Raw genomic sequence first — 16,365 nt, 5'->3', positions numbered from 1 at the left:
ACCTAAGCGCGTACGTCGTTAAAGATCCACGGCGTTTTTTGCATCATTTTATGCTCGTAGTCTTTGATAGCATCGCTTTGCTGCAAGGTTAAACCGATATCATCTAGCCCATTTAACAAGCAATGTTTGCGAAAAGCATCCACTTCAAAGGCATACTCTTCGCCTGTTGGCGTGATGACTACCTGACGCTCAAGATCTGCCGTCAGCTCATAGCCTTCATTAGCAACAGTCGCCTTCATTAAAGTATCCACAATTGCTTCATCTAGTACAATCGGTAACATGCCATTTTTAAAGCAGTTATTGTAAAAGATATCAGCAAAGCTTGGTGCGATAACCGTACGAAAGCCATACTCAGAAAGTGCCCAAGGTGCATGCTCACGACTAGAGCCACAGCCAAAGTTTCTGCGTGCTAGCAATATAGTAGCGCCTTGATAACGGGGTTTATTCAATACAAAGTCTGGATTGATAACACGTGTGCTGGGGTCTTGGCCTGGATATCCTTCATCAAGATAGCGCCAATCATCAAATAAATTCACGCCAAAGCCTGTACGTTTAATAGACTTCAAAAACTGTTTTGCGATAATTTGATCGGTATCGACGTTTGCGCGATCAAGTGGGCAAACGATACCGGTTTGGGTGTTATAAGCTTGCATAAAATTTCCTATCAATTATATTTTTGCTGGTTGACGATCTTGATAAGCATATTAAACAGTAAATAAATTTTTACCGTTTTGACATCATGCTCATATATTTATCGTTGATATAAGCATGATGTCAGCTACTTATTATCAGTCTTAAAACGTACGAACGTCTACAAAATGACCTGCCAACGCTGCTGCAGCTGCCATTGCTGGACTGACCAAATGCGTACGACCACCATTACCCTGACGACCTTCGAAATTACGATTAGACGTCGATGCACAATGCTCTTGCGGCTCAAGTTTGTCTGCATTCATGGCAAGACACATTGAACAACCCGGCTCGCGCCATTCAAAACCAGCTTCGGTAAACAAAGCATCTAAACCTTCAGCCTCTGCTTGTAGTTTTACTTGTCCAGAACCTGCAACAACGATGGCTTCTTTGATATTATCAGCCACTTTGCGTCCTTTGATCACTGCTGCAGCGTCCCGCAAATCTTCGATACGCGAATTGGTACATGAGCCAATAAATATACGATCAAGCTGAATGTCCGTGATTTTCTGACCAGCTTCTAGACCCATATAGGTATATGCGCGTAACCAACCCTCTTTTTGGGCTTCATCAATGGCTTGGTCAGGTGTTGGTACCGATTGGGTGATATCAACGACCATCTCAGGCGAGGTACCCCAAGATACTTGCGGTGCTATTTGGCTACCATCGATCTCAACCACGGTATCAAATACTGCGTCATCATCTGAATATAATGTACGCCAGTAGGCTTCAGCTTGTGGCCACTGTGACTCGTTTGGCGCGTACGGGCGACCTTTAACATAGTCTATCGTCGTATCATCAACGGCAACCATACCCACGCGAGCACCAGCCTCAATTGCCATGTTACAGACAGTCATACGACCTTCCATACTCATGTCTTCAAACACTTGACCTGCAAATTCAATCGCATGTCCAGTTCCGCCTGCCGTACCGATCTTCGCAATAATGGCGAGCACGACGTCTTTTGAGGTCACGCCCGCACCAAGTTGACCAGTGACGCGGATTTGCATATTTTTTGATTTCTTTTGGATCAAGCACTGCGTTGCCAATACGTGCTCAACTTCAGAGGTGCCGATACCATGTGCTAAGCAACCAAGTGCGCCATGTGTCGCTGTGTGCGAATCACCACAAACAACGGTCATACCTGGCAACACAAGACCTTGCTCAGGACCAACGACATGCAAAATTCCTTGACGCGCATCGTTGATTGTAAATTCTGCGATATCAAATTTGGTGCAGTTCTCATCCAATGTGACAACCTGCAGACGTGATACCTTGTCTTTAATACCAGTGACACCTGCTGAGCGCTCTTTGGTGACTGTTGGCACATTGTGATCAGGACTGGCGATATTGGCAGACAAACGCCATGGTGCTCTATTGGCAAGCTCCAATCCTTCAAACGCTTGTGGACTCGTCACTTCATGCAACAGATGGCGATCGATATAAATTAAGCTCGAACCGTCGTCACGCTTGGTGACTTCATGAGCATTCCAAAGTTTGTCATATAAAGTTTGACCGGCCATGATGCTATCCTTTATTAATTACTACTGACTTGATTTTCGCTTGCTCACCTGTTGGCAAGCTAAGGTTCTGTTTGTTCAATTAACGATTAGATTTATCTATAATGTCGTATTTAACTGCATGATAGCTCTTTATGATTTGTGTGAGAGCATCATTTTGCAATAACTTCTACCTAATCAATGATATTGAAATATATATTCTAGAATTGCTATATTTTGTGTAGTATAAATATTATTCATTAATAATTTTAGATTTGTGGCTATAAGCAGCGCCTAAACACGCTTGAGACTGCAAATAATCAACTTAAAAGAATAAATATGTGACAATACGCCTTGATATCTTGTGATTATAGCAGGCAAATCCTATAATAATAATTGATGATTTTTAACCAGATGCAAACTTTTATTTTTAATACGTTATCATTGGCTCAGCCCACTTTTATTTATAGCTCATAAAGTAGCTAAGGAAATCCGTTTGAACACCACAAACTTGACGACATTCGTTACCGTTATGCACACTGGCAGTATTTCAGGTGCCGCAGAAAAGCTGTTCATTACTCAGCCTGCCGTCAGTAAGCGCATCAAAAACTTAGAAGATGAGTTTAACATTACTTTATTTGATACTGTAGGCCGCGGGATTGTACCCACGCAGGCTGCTATTGAGATGCTGCCACACGCCAAACGCTGGTTGGAAGATTATGAGAACTTCAAGATTAACTTGCAGCACTCTCAGCATATCGTCTCTGGCAAGCTTGTAATTGGCACAAGCCATCATATTGGTTTACATCATCTAGCACCCGTGCTTAAGCATTTTATTCAGACTTATCCTGCTGTTCAGTTAGAAGTTCATTTTGTTGACTCAGAAAAGGCCCACAAAGCAGTACTGGACGGCGATCTGTCATTAGCGTTTGTCACGCTACCGCCTGTATACGATAAACGCTTGACCTATCACACGCTTTGGTCAGATCCCCTGTATTTTATGACGGGTACTTTGTCACCTCTAGCGACCAAATCTAATGTCACTTTAGAGCAGTTAGCACGCTATCCTGCTATTCTACCGTCTGCCAATACCTTTACCAGTCAGATTACTTTGGCTGAGTTTGCTAAGCATAACCTAAAACCTTATGCCACGATGAGTACCAATCCGCTTGAATCTATTCGGATGCTGGTTTCTGTTGGACTGGGTTGGTCAGTCCTTCCGCAAACTATGGTCAGTCAAGATTTGGAACGTATCGATATGGCAGACAACATTGAGTTACAACGCTATTTAGGTGTGGTTATCAATCCGAAGCTAACACAATCTAGTAGCGTAACCGCATTACTAGATTTGCTGGCGCCAATTGAGTAAAAACATCCCAATACAACAATTTAGGTATTTAAGCTATTCGCATTCGTGACTCTCATACGTTATAATATGCTTGACGTTGTTTTAATAACAAAAATTTACCACAAGGACACTGATAGTCATATATTGAATACTTCTAGTAAGATATGATGGTTAACAGTAGGTTTAATGGTTTCGCTGATTGGTTATGTAGGTTGCTAATACTCATATATAAATAGCAGATGCGAGCAATAACAGCAGATAAGTGGAATGCGAGGTTCCCATTGTTCTCTATCTCTATATGAGTGCTAGCCATATAACGACATCAATCATATAAAACTACAAAAGATACTGAAAAAAGCCATTATGTCTTAATTAATGGCTTTTTTTGTCTTTAGACATTGTTTGAGATATTTTGTTTGAGGCATCGTCTTTTAAGACAGAACTTTTATAGTTAAAAAATAATTAAAGCCAACGATGTTGGTTAAGGATAACTTATATGAACGGAGTTTCTAGTGGCGTGCTTATATCACTTGGCGCCTATTTTTTAGTGATGATTGGAATTGGTGTTTATGCTTATTTTAAGCAAGCCAATGATACCGAGGGTTATCTTTTAGGAGGACGTAATCTAGGTCCAGCAGTTACTGCACTTTCAGCAGGCGCATCGGACATGTCAGGTTGGTTGCTACTCGGACTACCAGGCTATATGTATGCAGATGGCGTGGTGAGTATTTGGATCGCACTTGGTTTGACCCTTGGTGCCTTATTGAACTATCTCATCGTAGCACCGCGTCTTCGTGTTTATACCGAAGTTGCTGATAACGCTATTACTTTACCTGACTATTTTGCCAACCGCTTTGAAGACAAATCGCATATGCTGCGTGTAATCTCCGCTTTGGTTATCATTTTATTCTTTACTGTCTACACAGCGGCAAGTCTCGTAGGCGGTGGTAAACTCTTTGAAAGCTCACTCAATCTATCCTATGGTACTGGTCTATGGGTTACTGCTGGTGTAGTGGTTGCTTATACGCTATTCGGTGGTTTCTTAGCGGTATCGATGACTGACTTTGTACAGGGTGTTATCATGCTGTTTGCGATGGTCATTGTACCTCTCGTTGCCTTTACAGATCTTGGCGGTGTTTCAGCCACGACTGAAGCGGTTAGAAACATTGATCCAAGCCTACTAAATATTACTAGCGGTATGAGTATCATCGGTATCATTTCACTTATGGCATGGGGTTTAGGATATTTTGGTCAGCCGCATATTATTGTGCGTTTTATGGCAATCCGCTCAGTACGAGATGTGCCTACTGCACGTAATATCGGTATGAGCTGGATGATTGTCAGTCTTATCGGCGCATTGATGACTGGTTTTGCTGGTCGTGCTTATGTACAAAAGACAGCTATGACGTTAGATGATCCTGAGACTATCTTTTTAGTATTCACTCAGTTCCTATTCCACCCGTTGGTTTCAGGTTTCCTATTAGCAGCGATTTTAGCGGCCATCATGAGTACCATCTCATCGCAGTTATTGGTAGTATCAAGCTCATTAACCAAAGACGTTTATAAACTATTCTTTGACAGAGATGCACCAGAAGCTCGTCAAGTATTGGTTGGACGTATCTCAGTTGTCGTGGTCGCTATTGTTGCTATCTTGTTAGCTTCTGATCCAGACAGCTCAGTATTGAACCTAGTATCAAACGCATGGGCAGGATTTGGTGCAGCGTTTGGGCCGTTGGTTATTTTCAGTCTCACATGGCGCCACATGAACCGTAATGGCGCTGTTGCCGGTATGGTTGTAGGTGCATTGACGGTTATCTTATGGATCTATGGTCCTTTCCAAATAGATGGTATGGCACTAAATAGCTGGTTATATGCTATTGTTCCAGGCTTTATCTTAAGTACCATCGCTATTTTTGTAGTCAGTATCATGACGGGCGGTCCAAGAGAATCAGTCGCCGCTAAATACAAAGAGATGGAATTGAACCTGAACAAGTAGGTTTATACAGTAACTTTACCTTATCACTATAAAAAAACCTCGCCACTAATGGCGAGGTTTTTTATTGGTAGCTATTAATTATGATGTAAGTAGCTACTATTATAAGTAGGAAGGCTGCTCTAACCTTCTATTATGAGTATCTACTCTTAATAGAATAGCTATGTACTATTACCAAATGGATCTGTCTAAACATGCCCCTACCTATATGGATAGCTAACTATCATATAGGTAGCGACAATGGATACATTGCTTACCATTCAATCAACTGGAAGGCAGATATCAAACGTATAACAACATATGAGTAGTAAGTAGGTTGTAGCTATCAGTTATTAATTTACTTTCTGTAAAACACTCTAAATATCTTTCCATATCTAAGAGTTTTTATTCACTTCAAAATATTGGAATCAATAAAAAAGCGACCTATGATAGGCCGCTTTTTATTATCTAACAGTTATATAAGGAAGCTACTTTCCTTGATAAGAAATCTTTAAACCAGCAATATAACCATCATTATCTTGGAAATCACCAACGATTTTTCCACTAGGTAGACGACCTTTTGCATCACCGAACCATAAGTATTTACCACCAGCCGACACGGCCCAGTTTTCCGTCACGTTGTATTTGGCACCAAGACCGACGCTGTAATAGCCATCGACAGGACCTAACGACGTTGTTGGATCACCAGCACCACTATCCCAACCCACAGTACCACTGATAGCAAGTGCTGGTGCAACACGCTTGGCAAGACCAAGCTCCACTTGCCATTGGTCATCTTCGTATTCAACCAAGTCCAAACCATCAGGGCCGTAATTACGTTTACTAACGTCATTATATAATGGTGGTGTGATGACAAAATCGCTCCAAGGTACCCAGCGTACTTTTGCCGTTGCTAGAGTTGTAGGATTAATACCAGTCTGGAAATCAAAGTTGACTGATTTAGGGGTTGTAATCTCATAATTACTGTTCCGGTTAGCAGCCGCAGCCCCTATAGCCGCTGCCTGTGCTGGAGTCGCTCCTTGCTGCAAAGCAGCTCCTTGAGCCAAAATACCTGCTATAGGATAATTCTCAGAGATATCTATATCATGGTCAATCTCAGAACGATAAGTCAACGCTGCTTTTAGAGCAATTTCAGGCTTGCTATAGGCAATACCTGCGATATAACCATAATCCATATCAGGATTGCTGTTTGAGGTATAACCACTAGCAGGCCCATAAGCTAAGCCACGCAATTTGGTTTCAGATTGGATACGCTGAGCAACTGGACCACCATAAATTTGGAAGTTTTTATTGGCACCGAATTTCATTCCCAAAATACCAGTCAAACTTTGGCTACGAACTTCAACGTTAGTATTCTCGCCTGCAGTGGCTGACTCAGCTAATGCTATAGCACCTGCAGTCTGTGGGTCTACACCATCACCTACCAATTCGCCTCCTGAAGCTTGAGGATTATTGCTTGCCACAAAATTACTTTGCGTGTATTCAGCAGCAGCACCAAAAGGCTCATCATATAGTACACCCACACTGAACGTGTCGTTGATATCAGTTTTTACGCCATAGCGGAAGAAGTCATAAGATTCAGCAATGTCGCCCGTTTTATTGCCGCGCTCATAGTCATTTTGACCAGGGTTGACATTCGCACTATCGTAGCCGCTTACATCAGCATCAATATAAGTATAGACCGCTTCAGCGTAAGTGCCATCTTGAAAAAAAGCAGTGACATCTTGACCTGAACGATCAAGACCAGCAGCGTTGGTTACGCTAGCGAAAGAAAGAGTAGCAATAGCTACTGCAAGGGTTTTCAAATGAAAGGTAGTGCGCATTGTGTATCTCCAACGATCCTTGTTGTATTAATACTTTAATAACCATTATGTAGCATTGCTATGCTCGATATTGATATTACTAAAGTTTTGTCCTAAGTTGAATACTAATGTCTTTTTGACACTAAAACAACATTAAAAGTGCTTTATTTCTCAATTATGACTGAACAGTACATATAAGATATAAATAAAATACTGTGGTTTACTTTTTGTCTTTAATGTGATTTTTACGGTAAGGTCTATAGCCAGAAAATAAATATTTTTACCTATAGTCTGTTAAATGTGATTTTTAAAAACACATAATAAAAAAGCGACCCTTAAAGGATCGCTTTTTTATATTAGTAGCAAACAGTATCACATAATTTATTTGTGATTTACTGAGCTTGGTAAGATACCTTTACACCCAATACAAAACCATCGTTACTTTCGAAATCACTAACGATCGTCTTAGTTGGGATTTGACCTTTGGCATCACCGAACCATAAGTATTTACCGCCAGCAGATATCGCCCAGTTTTCGGTCACATTATATTTCGCGCCAAGACCAGCACTATAATAGCCTTCGATAGGACCTAATGAGGTGACTGGGTCACCTGCACCACTATCCCAACCAACAGTACCACTGATAGCAAGTGCTGGCGCGACACGCTTAGCCAATCCTAGCTCTACTTGCCATTGGTCGTCATCATAGCTAACTAACGCTAACCCCTTATCATCCTGAGTCGAAATCTTGCTAACATCGTTATATAGTGATGGTACGATAGCAAAATCACTCCATGGTACCCAACGTACTTTGGCAGTCGCTAGGGTTGTAGGGTTGATGCCAGTTTGAAAATCAAAGTTCACTGATTCAGGCGTAGTTATTTCAATACTATCAACTCTGTTTGTTGACAGACCAAGTGCAGAAACCACAGGAGCTGGTATAAGACCAGAACCTACAACAGGATAAATTTCAGATGCTTGAGCGTTATGTTCGATTTCCGATCGGTATGTTAATGATGCTTTTAACGCAATTTCAGGCTTGCTATAAGCTACGCCTGCGATATAACCGTAATCTTGATCAGCATTAATATTCGTAGTGTAACCGTTCGCAGCTTCATAAGCAGGACCGCGTAGCTTTACATCTGCCTTTACGCGCTGAGCAACTGGGCCACCGTATACTTGGAAGTTTTTATTTTGACCAAACTTCGCACCAAGGATACCAGTAATACTCTCTGTACGTACTTCTACGTTAGTACCCTCACCGTTTGCATTTACAAAGTTATTATCACCAGTATAGTCAGCGGCTGCGCCAAAAGGCTCATCATATAAGACGCCAACACTAAACGTGTCGTTGATGTCTGCTTTTACGCCATAACGGAAAAAGTCATAAGACTCTGCGATATCATCAATCTTATTACCTGAAGTATCTTTACCCGTCACGTCCGCATCGATATAGGTATAGACAGCTTCAGCATAAGTACCATCTTGTAGGAATGCGGTGACATCTTGGCCTGAACGGTCAAGACCAGCAGCACTAGCAGCGCTAGCGACAGATAGAGCAGCAACAGCTACTGCAAGAGTTTTTAAGTGAAAGGTGGCGCGCATTTTACATCTCCAAACATCCGCATTGTTTTACTGCTTTACTTAATTCTCTTAAGTAAGCAGCATCCGAGGTGGAAGATAGTAAAGATTTTTTAACACTAAAACAACTGCCAAAATACATTATTTCCATATTATGACTATTAAGTCACCAAAGGGTACCTTTATCTAAAAATATACATATTGCGACTATTTACTATTGGTTATCTTACTTGCTATTATTTTTCAGTAATGTGGTGGTCTATCCGCCATCACATCAAATGGGGCAATACCACTCTCTGGGTCTTGATTTTCTATTTGCTTATAAATCAGTTGTAGCTGACGCTGTAATGTCTGAATATCTTTATCTTGACGTGCGATCACCTCATCAAGCCTTTCTACTGTAATCTCAAGGTGCGCTACATTCATTTGCAGATCAATTACTTGGGTTTGCAAGTCGTCTTGTATGCTCGCAGCAGCATCTTTGTTATTAGATTGATTCATATTTTTCTCTAAAGTATCGTAAATATAAGGCTGAAAGGTTTATCAAGTAAAATAGGTGACAAAACCTAAGTGGCATCATTAAATCCATCATGCTAAACAAAAAATAGCCGCTATGAATAAAAGCTATAAATAGTACTGATAAAACGATTTACTCGCACTACAGTTGCGCGGTGGCATGTTATACTGCTGGCAATTTTGCAACAACCCCTACCTCACTATTATATAAGCTTAAGATACTCTATGGCACTGATTCATTTAAAAGACATTCACTTAGCGTTTGGCGTCGCGCCTGTTCTTGATGGTATTGATTTTTCTATCAATTCAGGCGAGCGTGTGTGTTTGATTGGCCGCAATGGCGAAGGTAAATCCACCTTATTCAAACTGATTAATGGCTCATTGCAGCCAGATAGTGGTGAGATCATCACCAACAGCAGTATGCGTGTTGCGATGCTTGAGCAAGACGTCCCCGAGTCGAGCGGACGCATACTCGATATCGTCATGGGCGGTAGCCGCCGCACAGCTGAGCTGCTGATCAATTATAATAAGCAAGTGGAGATGTGCGCCAATGGCGACATGGACGCTTGCGAGCACATGGCGACCTTGCAGCATGATATCGACGCCGTCCATGGCTGGGACTTAGAACGTGATGCCATGCGTCTGATCACAACAATGGGACTTGATCCGGAAGATGATTTGTCATCACTCTCTGGTGGTCGTAAGCGCCGCGTATTACTTGCTCGTGCGCTGGTCACCAAACCTGATGTACTCCTACTTGATGAGCCAACCAACCATCTAGACGTTGATAGTATTGAGTGGTTAGAGCGCTTCTTGCTCGATTGGCAAGGTCTAACTCTACTGTTTGTCACCCACGATAGAGCATTCGTTGATAAGCTTGCGACTCGTATTGTAGAGCTTGACCGTGGTCAATTGACCAGCTATGACGTCACTCAAGGCGCCAAAGGCTACGCTCGTTATCAAGAGCTAAAAGAGCTACAATTACAGGCTGAAGAAAAGAACAACGCCAATTTTGATAAAAAACTGGCGCAAGAAGAAGTCTGGATTCGTCAAGGCATCAAAGCTCGCCGTACCCGCAATGAGGGCCGCGTCCGTGAACTAAAAGCATTGCGTGAAGAGCGCCGCGAACGCCGTGAGCAAGTGGGTAATGTAAACATCACGATGGGTCAAGGCGAAAAAAGCGGCAAGCTCGTTTGTAAAGTCAAAAACCTGCACCTTGAATATGAGGGTAATGTACTGGTTGACAACTTTACGACCACTATTATGCGCGGCGACAAAATCGGTATTGTCGGCCCTAACGGTGCTGGTAAAACCACCCTTATCAAAGCCCTACTCGATATGTCGGATGACGAGGTCACCAAGACCGGCAGCGTCACGCTTGGCACCAATTTGCAAATTGCCTTTTTTGATCAGCTGCGTGATCAGCTAGATCTTGAAGCCAGCGTCGCGCAAAACGTCTCAGAAGGTTCTGACTTTGTCGAAGTTGGCGGTCGCAAGACACATATCATGAGCTATTTACAAGACTTCTTATTTGCACCAGAGCGTGCACGTACCCCTGTCAAAGCCTTGTCAGGTGGTGAGCGCAACCGTGTATTGCTGGCCAAGCAGTTATTAAAACCTGCCAACATATTAGTACTTGATGAGCCAACCAACGATTTGGATATGGCCACCCTTGAGCTATTAGAAGAGTCGGTCAGCAGCTTTAACGGTACCATCTTGCTGATCAGTCATGACCGCTCATTTATGGACAATGTGGTCACCTCCACCTGGGTATTTGACACGGATGAAAATGGCAATGGCATCGTCAAAGAGTATGTCGGCGGTTATCAAGAGTACTTGATACAAAAAAACCGCGAGGAAGCCGCGCGCGCCGCAAAAGCACCCGTTAGCAATACTAAAGCGTCAAAATCAGCCAATAAAGCTGACGCTGGGAAGCCAAATAAAGCCGCCAAAAAGCTCAACTTCAATGAGCAGCGCGAGCTAGATAGCTTACCCAAAGAAATCGCCGCACTCGAAGCCGAACAAACTCAACTACAAGAAAAATTGGCTGATGGCTCTTGGTTTAATACCGACTTTGATGCCGCGACAGCCGCAAGTGAGCGCTTGTTGGCCATCGAAGATGAAATGATGAGTAAGCTTGAGCGTTGGAGCGAGCTTGAAGACTAATAATGGCACTTCTCTAGCCACATTTATTAGAATATCGCATATGTACTTTGCATTGCGTATTTCGATAAACAAGTTTCTGATAGTCTGATAAAGCATTATTAATTATTCTGAAAGCATCACCACTTTATTATATATAGAGTGGTGATATTCGTTTTATCCAGTAGTGAGATGGTGAAAGTTAGTGAACATTTTCGTAATTTCAAGTATCATTCGCTATTGCTGAAAAATCCTTATTAATTATAAGGTCATGACATTTACAATCCCTATAAAAGCAAAGTTGGCGTTAAACATTGATAATCCGACTGTTTTAATATGGTTATCATATTCAACCCCCTAATATGCCCTATTAAGGTTGCTTTATTTTTAACGCAATAATTTATTTTATCACCGAAATAGCTTAGAATAGTAACAATTAGCAAAATTAGGCACAGCTAAAGTGGCTTGATATTGTATATTTTCTAAGCCACAAACCCAGTGTGGGATAATCCCATTTCATTCACCTGGAGGAAGTATTAATGAGCCAAGCCGAAGGCGTTAATGTACAACGCCGTAGAGTTCTTATTGCCTCAACTGCCGCGATTGGTGCAGCTGGGGTAGCTGCCGTGGCGACACCTTTTGTCCGTTCTTGGTACCCAAGCGCTAAAGCTGAGGCTGCAGGGGCTGCAGTAACCCAAGATATTGGTGCTATCGAAGATGGACAAATGATTGTTGTCAAATACCGTGGCAAACCTATTTATGTCGTTAAACGCACAGAAGACATGGTCGCAGGACTAGAATCAGTTACGCCTTTATTATCTGATCCTGAGTCTGATGCGTCTCTACAGCCAGAATATTGCAAAAACCCTACTCGCTCGATAGAACCAACCGTATTGGTTGTGGAAGGCGTTTGTACTCATTTAGGCTGTGCACCAAATTACCGTCCTGATGTGGGCGCGGTGGATTTAGGTGGCAATGATTGGTACGGCGGGTTTTTCTGTCCGTGCCACGGGTCAAAATATGACTTAGCAGGCCGCGTATATAGTGGCGTTCCTGCACCGCTTAATTTACCCGTTCCAGAATATGGTATGGATGGTACCATTTTGACGGTTGGGGAGGCTTAACATGAGTATGGGTAAAAAGTTAATGCATTGGGTGGACGCGCGTTTTCCAGCGACTGAAACCTACGAATACCACATGTCAAAGTACTACGCACCAAAGAACTTTAACTTTTGGTACTTCTTTGGCGTATTGTCAATGGTCGTATTGGTCAACCAGTTGGTGACTGGTATTTGGCTGACGATGATGTACAATCCTAGTGCCGAGGGCGCATTTGCGTCTGTAGAATACATCATGCGTGATGTCAAAGGCGGTTGGCTCATCCGTTATATGCACTCGACTGGCGCCTCAGCGTTCTTTGTCGTGGTGTATTTGCATATGTTTAGAGCACTGCTCTACGGCTCATATCAAAAACCTCGTGAGCTTATTTGGCTCATCGGTATGGGCATCTATTTGGCTCTTATGGCCGAAGGTTTCTTTGGATACCTACTCCCTTGGGGCAACATGTCATTTTGGGGTGCTCAGGTTATCTTAAACCTTCCTGCGGCGCTGCCGGTAATCGGTGACGGTCTTGCTGAGTGGGTACGTGGTGACTATATCATCTCAGGTATCACCCTAAACCGCTTCTTTGCGCTACACGTTGTCGCTATTCCATTGGTCCTTGTGGGCTTGGTCTTCATGCACATTGTCGCATTGCACCATGTAGGTTCTAACAACCCTGATGGTATCGATATTAAGAAGCTAAAAGACAAAAATGGCGTACCATTAGACGGTATCGAATTCCATCCATACTACACTGTGCATGATATGGTAGGTATTGTAGTATTCTTTATCTGTTTCTTTGCGGTGGTGTTCTTCTTCCCTGAAGGCGGCGGTTTCTTCCTTGAGCCACCAAACTTTGAGACAGCGAACTCACTGAAAACACCAGCGCATATTGCACCAGTATGGTACTACACGCCTTTCTACGCTATCTTGCGTGCGGTTCCAAGTAAGCTGGGCGGTGTCATCGCCATGGGTGCGGCCATCGCTGTACTATTCTTGATACCGTGGCTCGACAGATCACCTGTACGCTCAATACGCTACAAAGGTATCTTGTCTAAGATTGCACTAACTGTCTTTGCTATTAGCTTTATCGTACTTGGCTATTTAGGTGCGACACCTGCAACGCCAACTGCGACTATTATGGCTCGTGTATTCACGATTCTATATTTCTTATTCTTCTTACTGATGCCGTTTTACACTGCCATCGAGAAGTGTAAACAGCCACCAGAACGCGTTACCGGAGGTCACTAATGAGCACGCTAATCAAATCCCTAGCGGGTCTAGGCTTAGGCGCGGCATTGACCTTGACTGCTGGTACAGCAATGGCTGAAGGCAGTGGTTGTGGTACGTTTACTAATGCTGAAGGTGTTGATGAGCATTTGGCCTGTAGTACAGCCCCAATTGATTTTACCAATAAAGGCTCACTACAGAACGGCGCGAAAATCTTTATGAACTACTGTGCTGGGTGCCACTCAGCCAAGTATGTTCGTCACTCGCGTATTGCACAAGATTTAGAGATACCGCCTGAGTTGGTTGAAAAGTATTTGATGGTTACCACCGATCAAATCGGTGACCACATTACTGCTGAGATAGACCCTGAGGTTCAAGCGTCTTGGTTTGGTGCTGCACCTCCTGATCTGTCACTTGAGACGAGACTGCGCGGTGATGACTGGGTATACACATACCTATTATCATTCTATGAAGATCCAAGTCGTCCTTGGGGCGCTAACAACTTAGTACTGGCCAATGCTGCTATGCCCCACGTATTGCATAATATGCAAGAAGAGCTAAGCCAAGAAGAATTTGAATCTGAAGTTGGTGACTTAGTCAACTTTATGGCTTGGATGGGTGAGCCTGCTCGTCACGACCGTCAAGTCATTGGTTTCTTTGTTATTTTATTCTTGTTAGTACTACTCATCCCAGTTTACTTGTTGAACAAAGAATTCTGGAAAGACGTCAAATAAGTAATAATTAGCAGACAGTTCTGATAATTAAAAAAGGCACTACTTCGGTAGTGCCTTTTTTTGTGCTTTGACATTAAGCTGAAATACCAGATAAGCCGGAAAATAAGCCACTCAGCGCTAATGTTTACGTACACTACCTTGATAAACGTTGCGAGTTTGTTTACGATGACAACCTTCACTCTTAACATTAGGCTTTCATGATTGATGCGAATGACATTCCAAGTAGTCAGCTAATTTTATATGCTGATGACGGCTACGACAGTCATGTGGTACGCCTATTACTTGAAGAAAAAAAGCTTGCTTACTATTTGTCTCGTCTGCATTCCGAGCGCCCTGAAGATTTGACTGAGCTTAATCCCTATCATACCTTACCTGTATTGCAGCAGCGTGAGATTGCGCTTTATGAGATTAATGTTATTTTTGAATATCTTGAAGAGCGTTATCACACAAACAAACTGCTCCCTGAGACACCGCAGGAACGTGCACAGTTTCGCCAATTGGCTTGGCGCATTCAGCGTGATTGGCTCGTACTTGGCAAGCGCCTCCTCACGCATCCAGATAGTTTTAATAAAGCACAGGCTGCCGTTGCTAAAAAACAACTCAGTGATTCATTGATTACTCTGTCGCCGCTGTTCGCTCATAAGCCTTATTTTATGGCTGATAAGTTTGGTTGGTGTGACGTGTTATTAGCACCCCTATTATGGCGATTGGATGAAATGGGGATTGAGCTGCCACGTGCTATCAGCCGTCCATTGTTTGAATATCAAACGAGAGTGTTTGAGCGTAGTAGCTTCCAAAAAAGCGTACGTTAATTAGACAAGTATAAGAAGCTGCCTTAGAATAAGTATCAATATAACAGAAATTGACTTGCACTTATTGTGCGATAATTTGCTAAATAAAATATCTTTTCATTATTGAACATCATTAGTATAGGAAATCATTAGATGAGCGAAACCACCTCTATTACACCTACCCGTCCTTATATGGTACGTGCACTATATCAATGGATAGAAGACAACGCCTTGACGCCTTATCTGATGGTCGATGCTACTGCTGATAACGTACAGATACCAACCGAGCATGTGCAAGATGGTCGTATCGTATTAAACATCGCCAGCCGTGCTACAGGCAATATGAGTATGAAAAATGATTATATTCATTTTAGTGCGCGTTTTGGCGGTGTCTCGCAAGAAATTTGGGTACCCTTGCAAGCGGTACTTGGCATCTATGCTAAAGAAAACTCGCAAGGGATGTTTTTTGATCCTAACGAGTACGATAACTATGAGCCTGAAGAAGAGGCTAGCGCGGTAGCGAATAAACCAAAAGCTGCGACTAAACCTAAACGCGATAACAAAGCAGGGTTGAAAGTGCTGAAATAATCAGCCATTCAAACTGATTATTTTTCACATCTTAGATTAACACACCAAGTGCAACGCTAATTAATATTATAGAACGCCTGCATAGGCGTTTTAAACCCTAATCGTTTTCTTGGTCTGTTGTTTAGTTTGTTCTCAATGTCCTGTATTTCATTATCAGAGACTTGTCTAAAGTCACAACCCTTAGGCAAGTACTCTCTGATAAGGCCATTGGTATTCTCGTTGGTTCCTCGCTGCCATGACGCATAAGCATCGGCAAAGAAGAAAGGGCTAAAGAGCTTTTGTTTCACCTTCTTATGCTGAGCAAACTCTTTACCATTGTCAGAGGTAATGGTCTTAACCTGCAACCTCACT

14 protein-coding genes are annotated in these 16,365 nt (G+C 42.6%); 8 read left to right on the top strand and 6 right to left on the bottom strand.

What is annotated here, in order from left to right:
* Positions 1-2: 2 nt before the first annotated feature.
* A complete protein-coding gene (leuD, locus tag BLR43_RS10535) occupies positions 3-653 on the bottom strand; it encodes a 3-isopropylmalate dehydratase small subunit (RefSeq protein ID WP_071001288.1) in 651 nt (216 codons plus the stop codon).
* Positions 654-794: 141 nt separating this feature from the next.
* Positions 795-2,213, bottom strand: coding sequence for a 3-isopropylmalate dehydratase large subunit (leuC, locus tag BLR43_RS10530; protein ID WP_071001287.1), 1,419 nt, complete (start codon positions 2,211-2,213; stop codon positions 795-797).
* A 472-nt stretch (positions 2,214-2,685) separates the two neighbouring features.
* Between leuC and BLR43_RS10525 the strand changes: the two genes are divergently transcribed.
* Positions 2,686-3,558: a LysR family transcriptional regulator gene (locus tag BLR43_RS10525; protein WP_071001286.1), complete on the top strand. Its 873-nt coding sequence runs from the start codon at positions 2,686-2,688 to the stop codon at positions 3,556-3,558.
* Positions 3,559-4,033: 475 nt separating this feature from the next.
* Positions 4,034-5,533, top strand: coding sequence for a sodium/proline symporter PutP (gene putP, locus BLR43_RS10520; RefSeq protein WP_093070984.1), 1,500 nt, complete (start codon positions 4,034-4,036; stop codon positions 5,531-5,533).
* 464 nt (positions 5,534-5,997) lie between these two features.
* On the opposite strand, the gene BLR43_RS10515 is transcribed toward putP, so the two are convergent.
* The 3 genes from BLR43_RS10515 to BLR43_RS10505 all read right to left on the bottom strand — a co-directional run bounded on the left by BLR43_RS10515 (position 5,998) and on the right by BLR43_RS10505 (position 9,413).
* On the bottom strand, positions 5,998-7,353 hold the full coding sequence (locus BLR43_RS10515; protein ID WP_093070982.1) for an outer membrane protein transport protein: 1,356 nt from the start codon (positions 7,351-7,353) through the stop codon (positions 5,998-6,000).
* A 371-nt stretch (positions 7,354-7,724) separates the two neighbouring features.
* A complete protein-coding gene (locus BLR43_RS10510) occupies positions 7,725-8,936 on the bottom strand; it encodes an OmpP1/FadL family transporter (protein WP_071001280.1) in 1,212 nt (403 codons plus the stop codon).
* A 219-nt stretch (positions 8,937-9,155) separates the two neighbouring features.
* The gene (locus tag BLR43_RS10505; protein WP_058024131.1) at positions 9,156-9,413 is read right to left on the bottom strand and encodes a SlyX family protein; all 258 of its coding nucleotides are present in this window, start codon (positions 9,411-9,413) and stop codon (positions 9,156-9,158) included.
* Positions 9,414-9,653: 240 nt separating this feature from the next.
* Here BLR43_RS10505 and BLR43_RS10500 point away from each other — a divergent pair, with 240 nt between their 5' ends.
* From BLR43_RS10500 to BLR43_RS10475, 6 genes are all read left to right on the top strand, one after another.
* Positions 9,654-11,594, top strand: a complete 1,941-nt coding sequence (locus BLR43_RS10500; RefSeq protein WP_071001279.1) for an ATP-binding cassette domain-containing protein — start codon at positions 9,654-9,656, stop codon at positions 11,592-11,594.
* A 515-nt stretch (positions 11,595-12,109) separates the two neighbouring features.
* Positions 12,110-12,694, top strand: coding sequence for a ubiquinol-cytochrome c reductase iron-sulfur subunit (gene petA, locus BLR43_RS10495; RefSeq protein ID WP_071001278.1), 585 nt, complete (start codon positions 12,110-12,112; stop codon positions 12,692-12,694).
* Positions 12,695-12,716: 22 nt separating this feature from the next.
* Entirely contained in the window at positions 12,717-13,922 is a 1,206-nt protein-coding gene (locus BLR43_RS10490) for a cytochrome b (RefSeq protein ID WP_197496753.1), read from the top strand.
* On the top strand, positions 13,922-14,635 hold the full coding sequence (locus BLR43_RS10485) for a cytochrome c1 (protein ID WP_071001276.1): 714 nt from the start codon (positions 13,922-13,924) through the stop codon (positions 14,633-14,635). The genes BLR43_RS10490 and BLR43_RS10485 overlap by 1 nt, the downstream gene beginning before the upstream one ends.
* Positions 14,636-14,832: 197 nt before the next feature.
* Entirely contained in the window at positions 14,833-15,447 is a 615-nt protein-coding gene (locus BLR43_RS10480) for a glutathione S-transferase N-terminal domain-containing protein (protein WP_071001275.1), read from the top strand.
* A 132-nt stretch (positions 15,448-15,579) separates the two neighbouring features.
* Positions 15,580-16,014, top strand: coding sequence for a ClpXP protease specificity-enhancing factor (locus BLR43_RS10475; protein ID WP_071001274.1), 435 nt, complete (start codon positions 15,580-15,582; stop codon positions 16,012-16,014).
* 56 nt (positions 16,015-16,070) lie between these two features.
* On the opposite strand, the gene BLR43_RS10470 is transcribed toward BLR43_RS10475, so the two are convergent.
* The coding region (locus tag BLR43_RS10470) for an IS30 family transposase (protein ID WP_167669407.1) at positions 16,071-16,365 on the bottom strand (295 nt) is incomplete at its 5' end.

Source organism: Psychrobacter pacificensis (assembly GCF_900101915.1).
In the GTDB taxonomy this organism is placed as follows: domain Bacteria; phylum Pseudomonadota; class Gammaproteobacteria; order Pseudomonadales; family Moraxellaceae; genus Psychrobacter; species Psychrobacter pacificensis.
Note: the sequence above shows the minus strand (reverse complement) of the source record. Positions and strands in the feature narration are given on the sequence as shown.

Coding starts and splice junctions, on each gene's coding strand:
- leuD (WP_071001288.1), bottom strand. CDS start 653: ATGCAAGCTTATAACACCCAAACCGGTATCGTTTGCCCACTTGATCGC.
- leuC (WP_071001287.1), bottom strand. CDS start 2,213: ATGGCCGGTCAAACTTTATATGACAAACTTTGGAATGCTCATGAAGTC.
- putP (WP_093070984.1), top strand. CDS start 4,034: ATGAACGGAGTTTCTAGTGGCGTGCTTATATCACTTGGCGCCTATTTT.
- BLR43_RS10515 (WP_093070982.1), bottom strand. CDS start 7,353: ATGCGCACTACCTTTCATTTGAAAACCCTTGCAGTAGCTATTGCTACT.
- BLR43_RS10510 (WP_071001280.1), bottom strand. CDS start 8,936: ATGCGCGCCACCTTTCACTTAAAAACTCTTGCAGTAGCTGTTGCTGCT.
- BLR43_RS10505 (WP_058024131.1), bottom strand. CDS start 9,413: ATGAATCAATCTAATAACAAAGATGCTGCTGCGAGCATACAAGACGAC.
- BLR43_RS10500 (WP_071001279.1), top strand. CDS start 9,654: ATGGCACTGATTCATTTAAAAGACATTCACTTAGCGTTTGGCGTCGCG.
- petA (WP_071001278.1), top strand. CDS start 12,110: ATGAGCCAAGCCGAAGGCGTTAATGTACAACGCCGTAGAGTTCTTATT.
- BLR43_RS10490 (WP_197496753.1), top strand. CDS start 12,717: ATGCATTGGGTGGACGCGCGTTTTCCAGCGACTGAAACCTACGAATAC.
- BLR43_RS10485 (WP_071001276.1), top strand. CDS start 13,922: ATGAGCACGCTAATCAAATCCCTAGCGGGTCTAGGCTTAGGCGCGGCA.
- BLR43_RS10480 (WP_071001275.1), top strand. CDS start 14,833: ATGATTGATGCGAATGACATTCCAAGTAGTCAGCTAATTTTATATGCT.
- BLR43_RS10475 (WP_071001274.1), top strand. CDS start 15,580: ATGAGCGAAACCACCTCTATTACACCTACCCGTCCTTATATGGTACGT.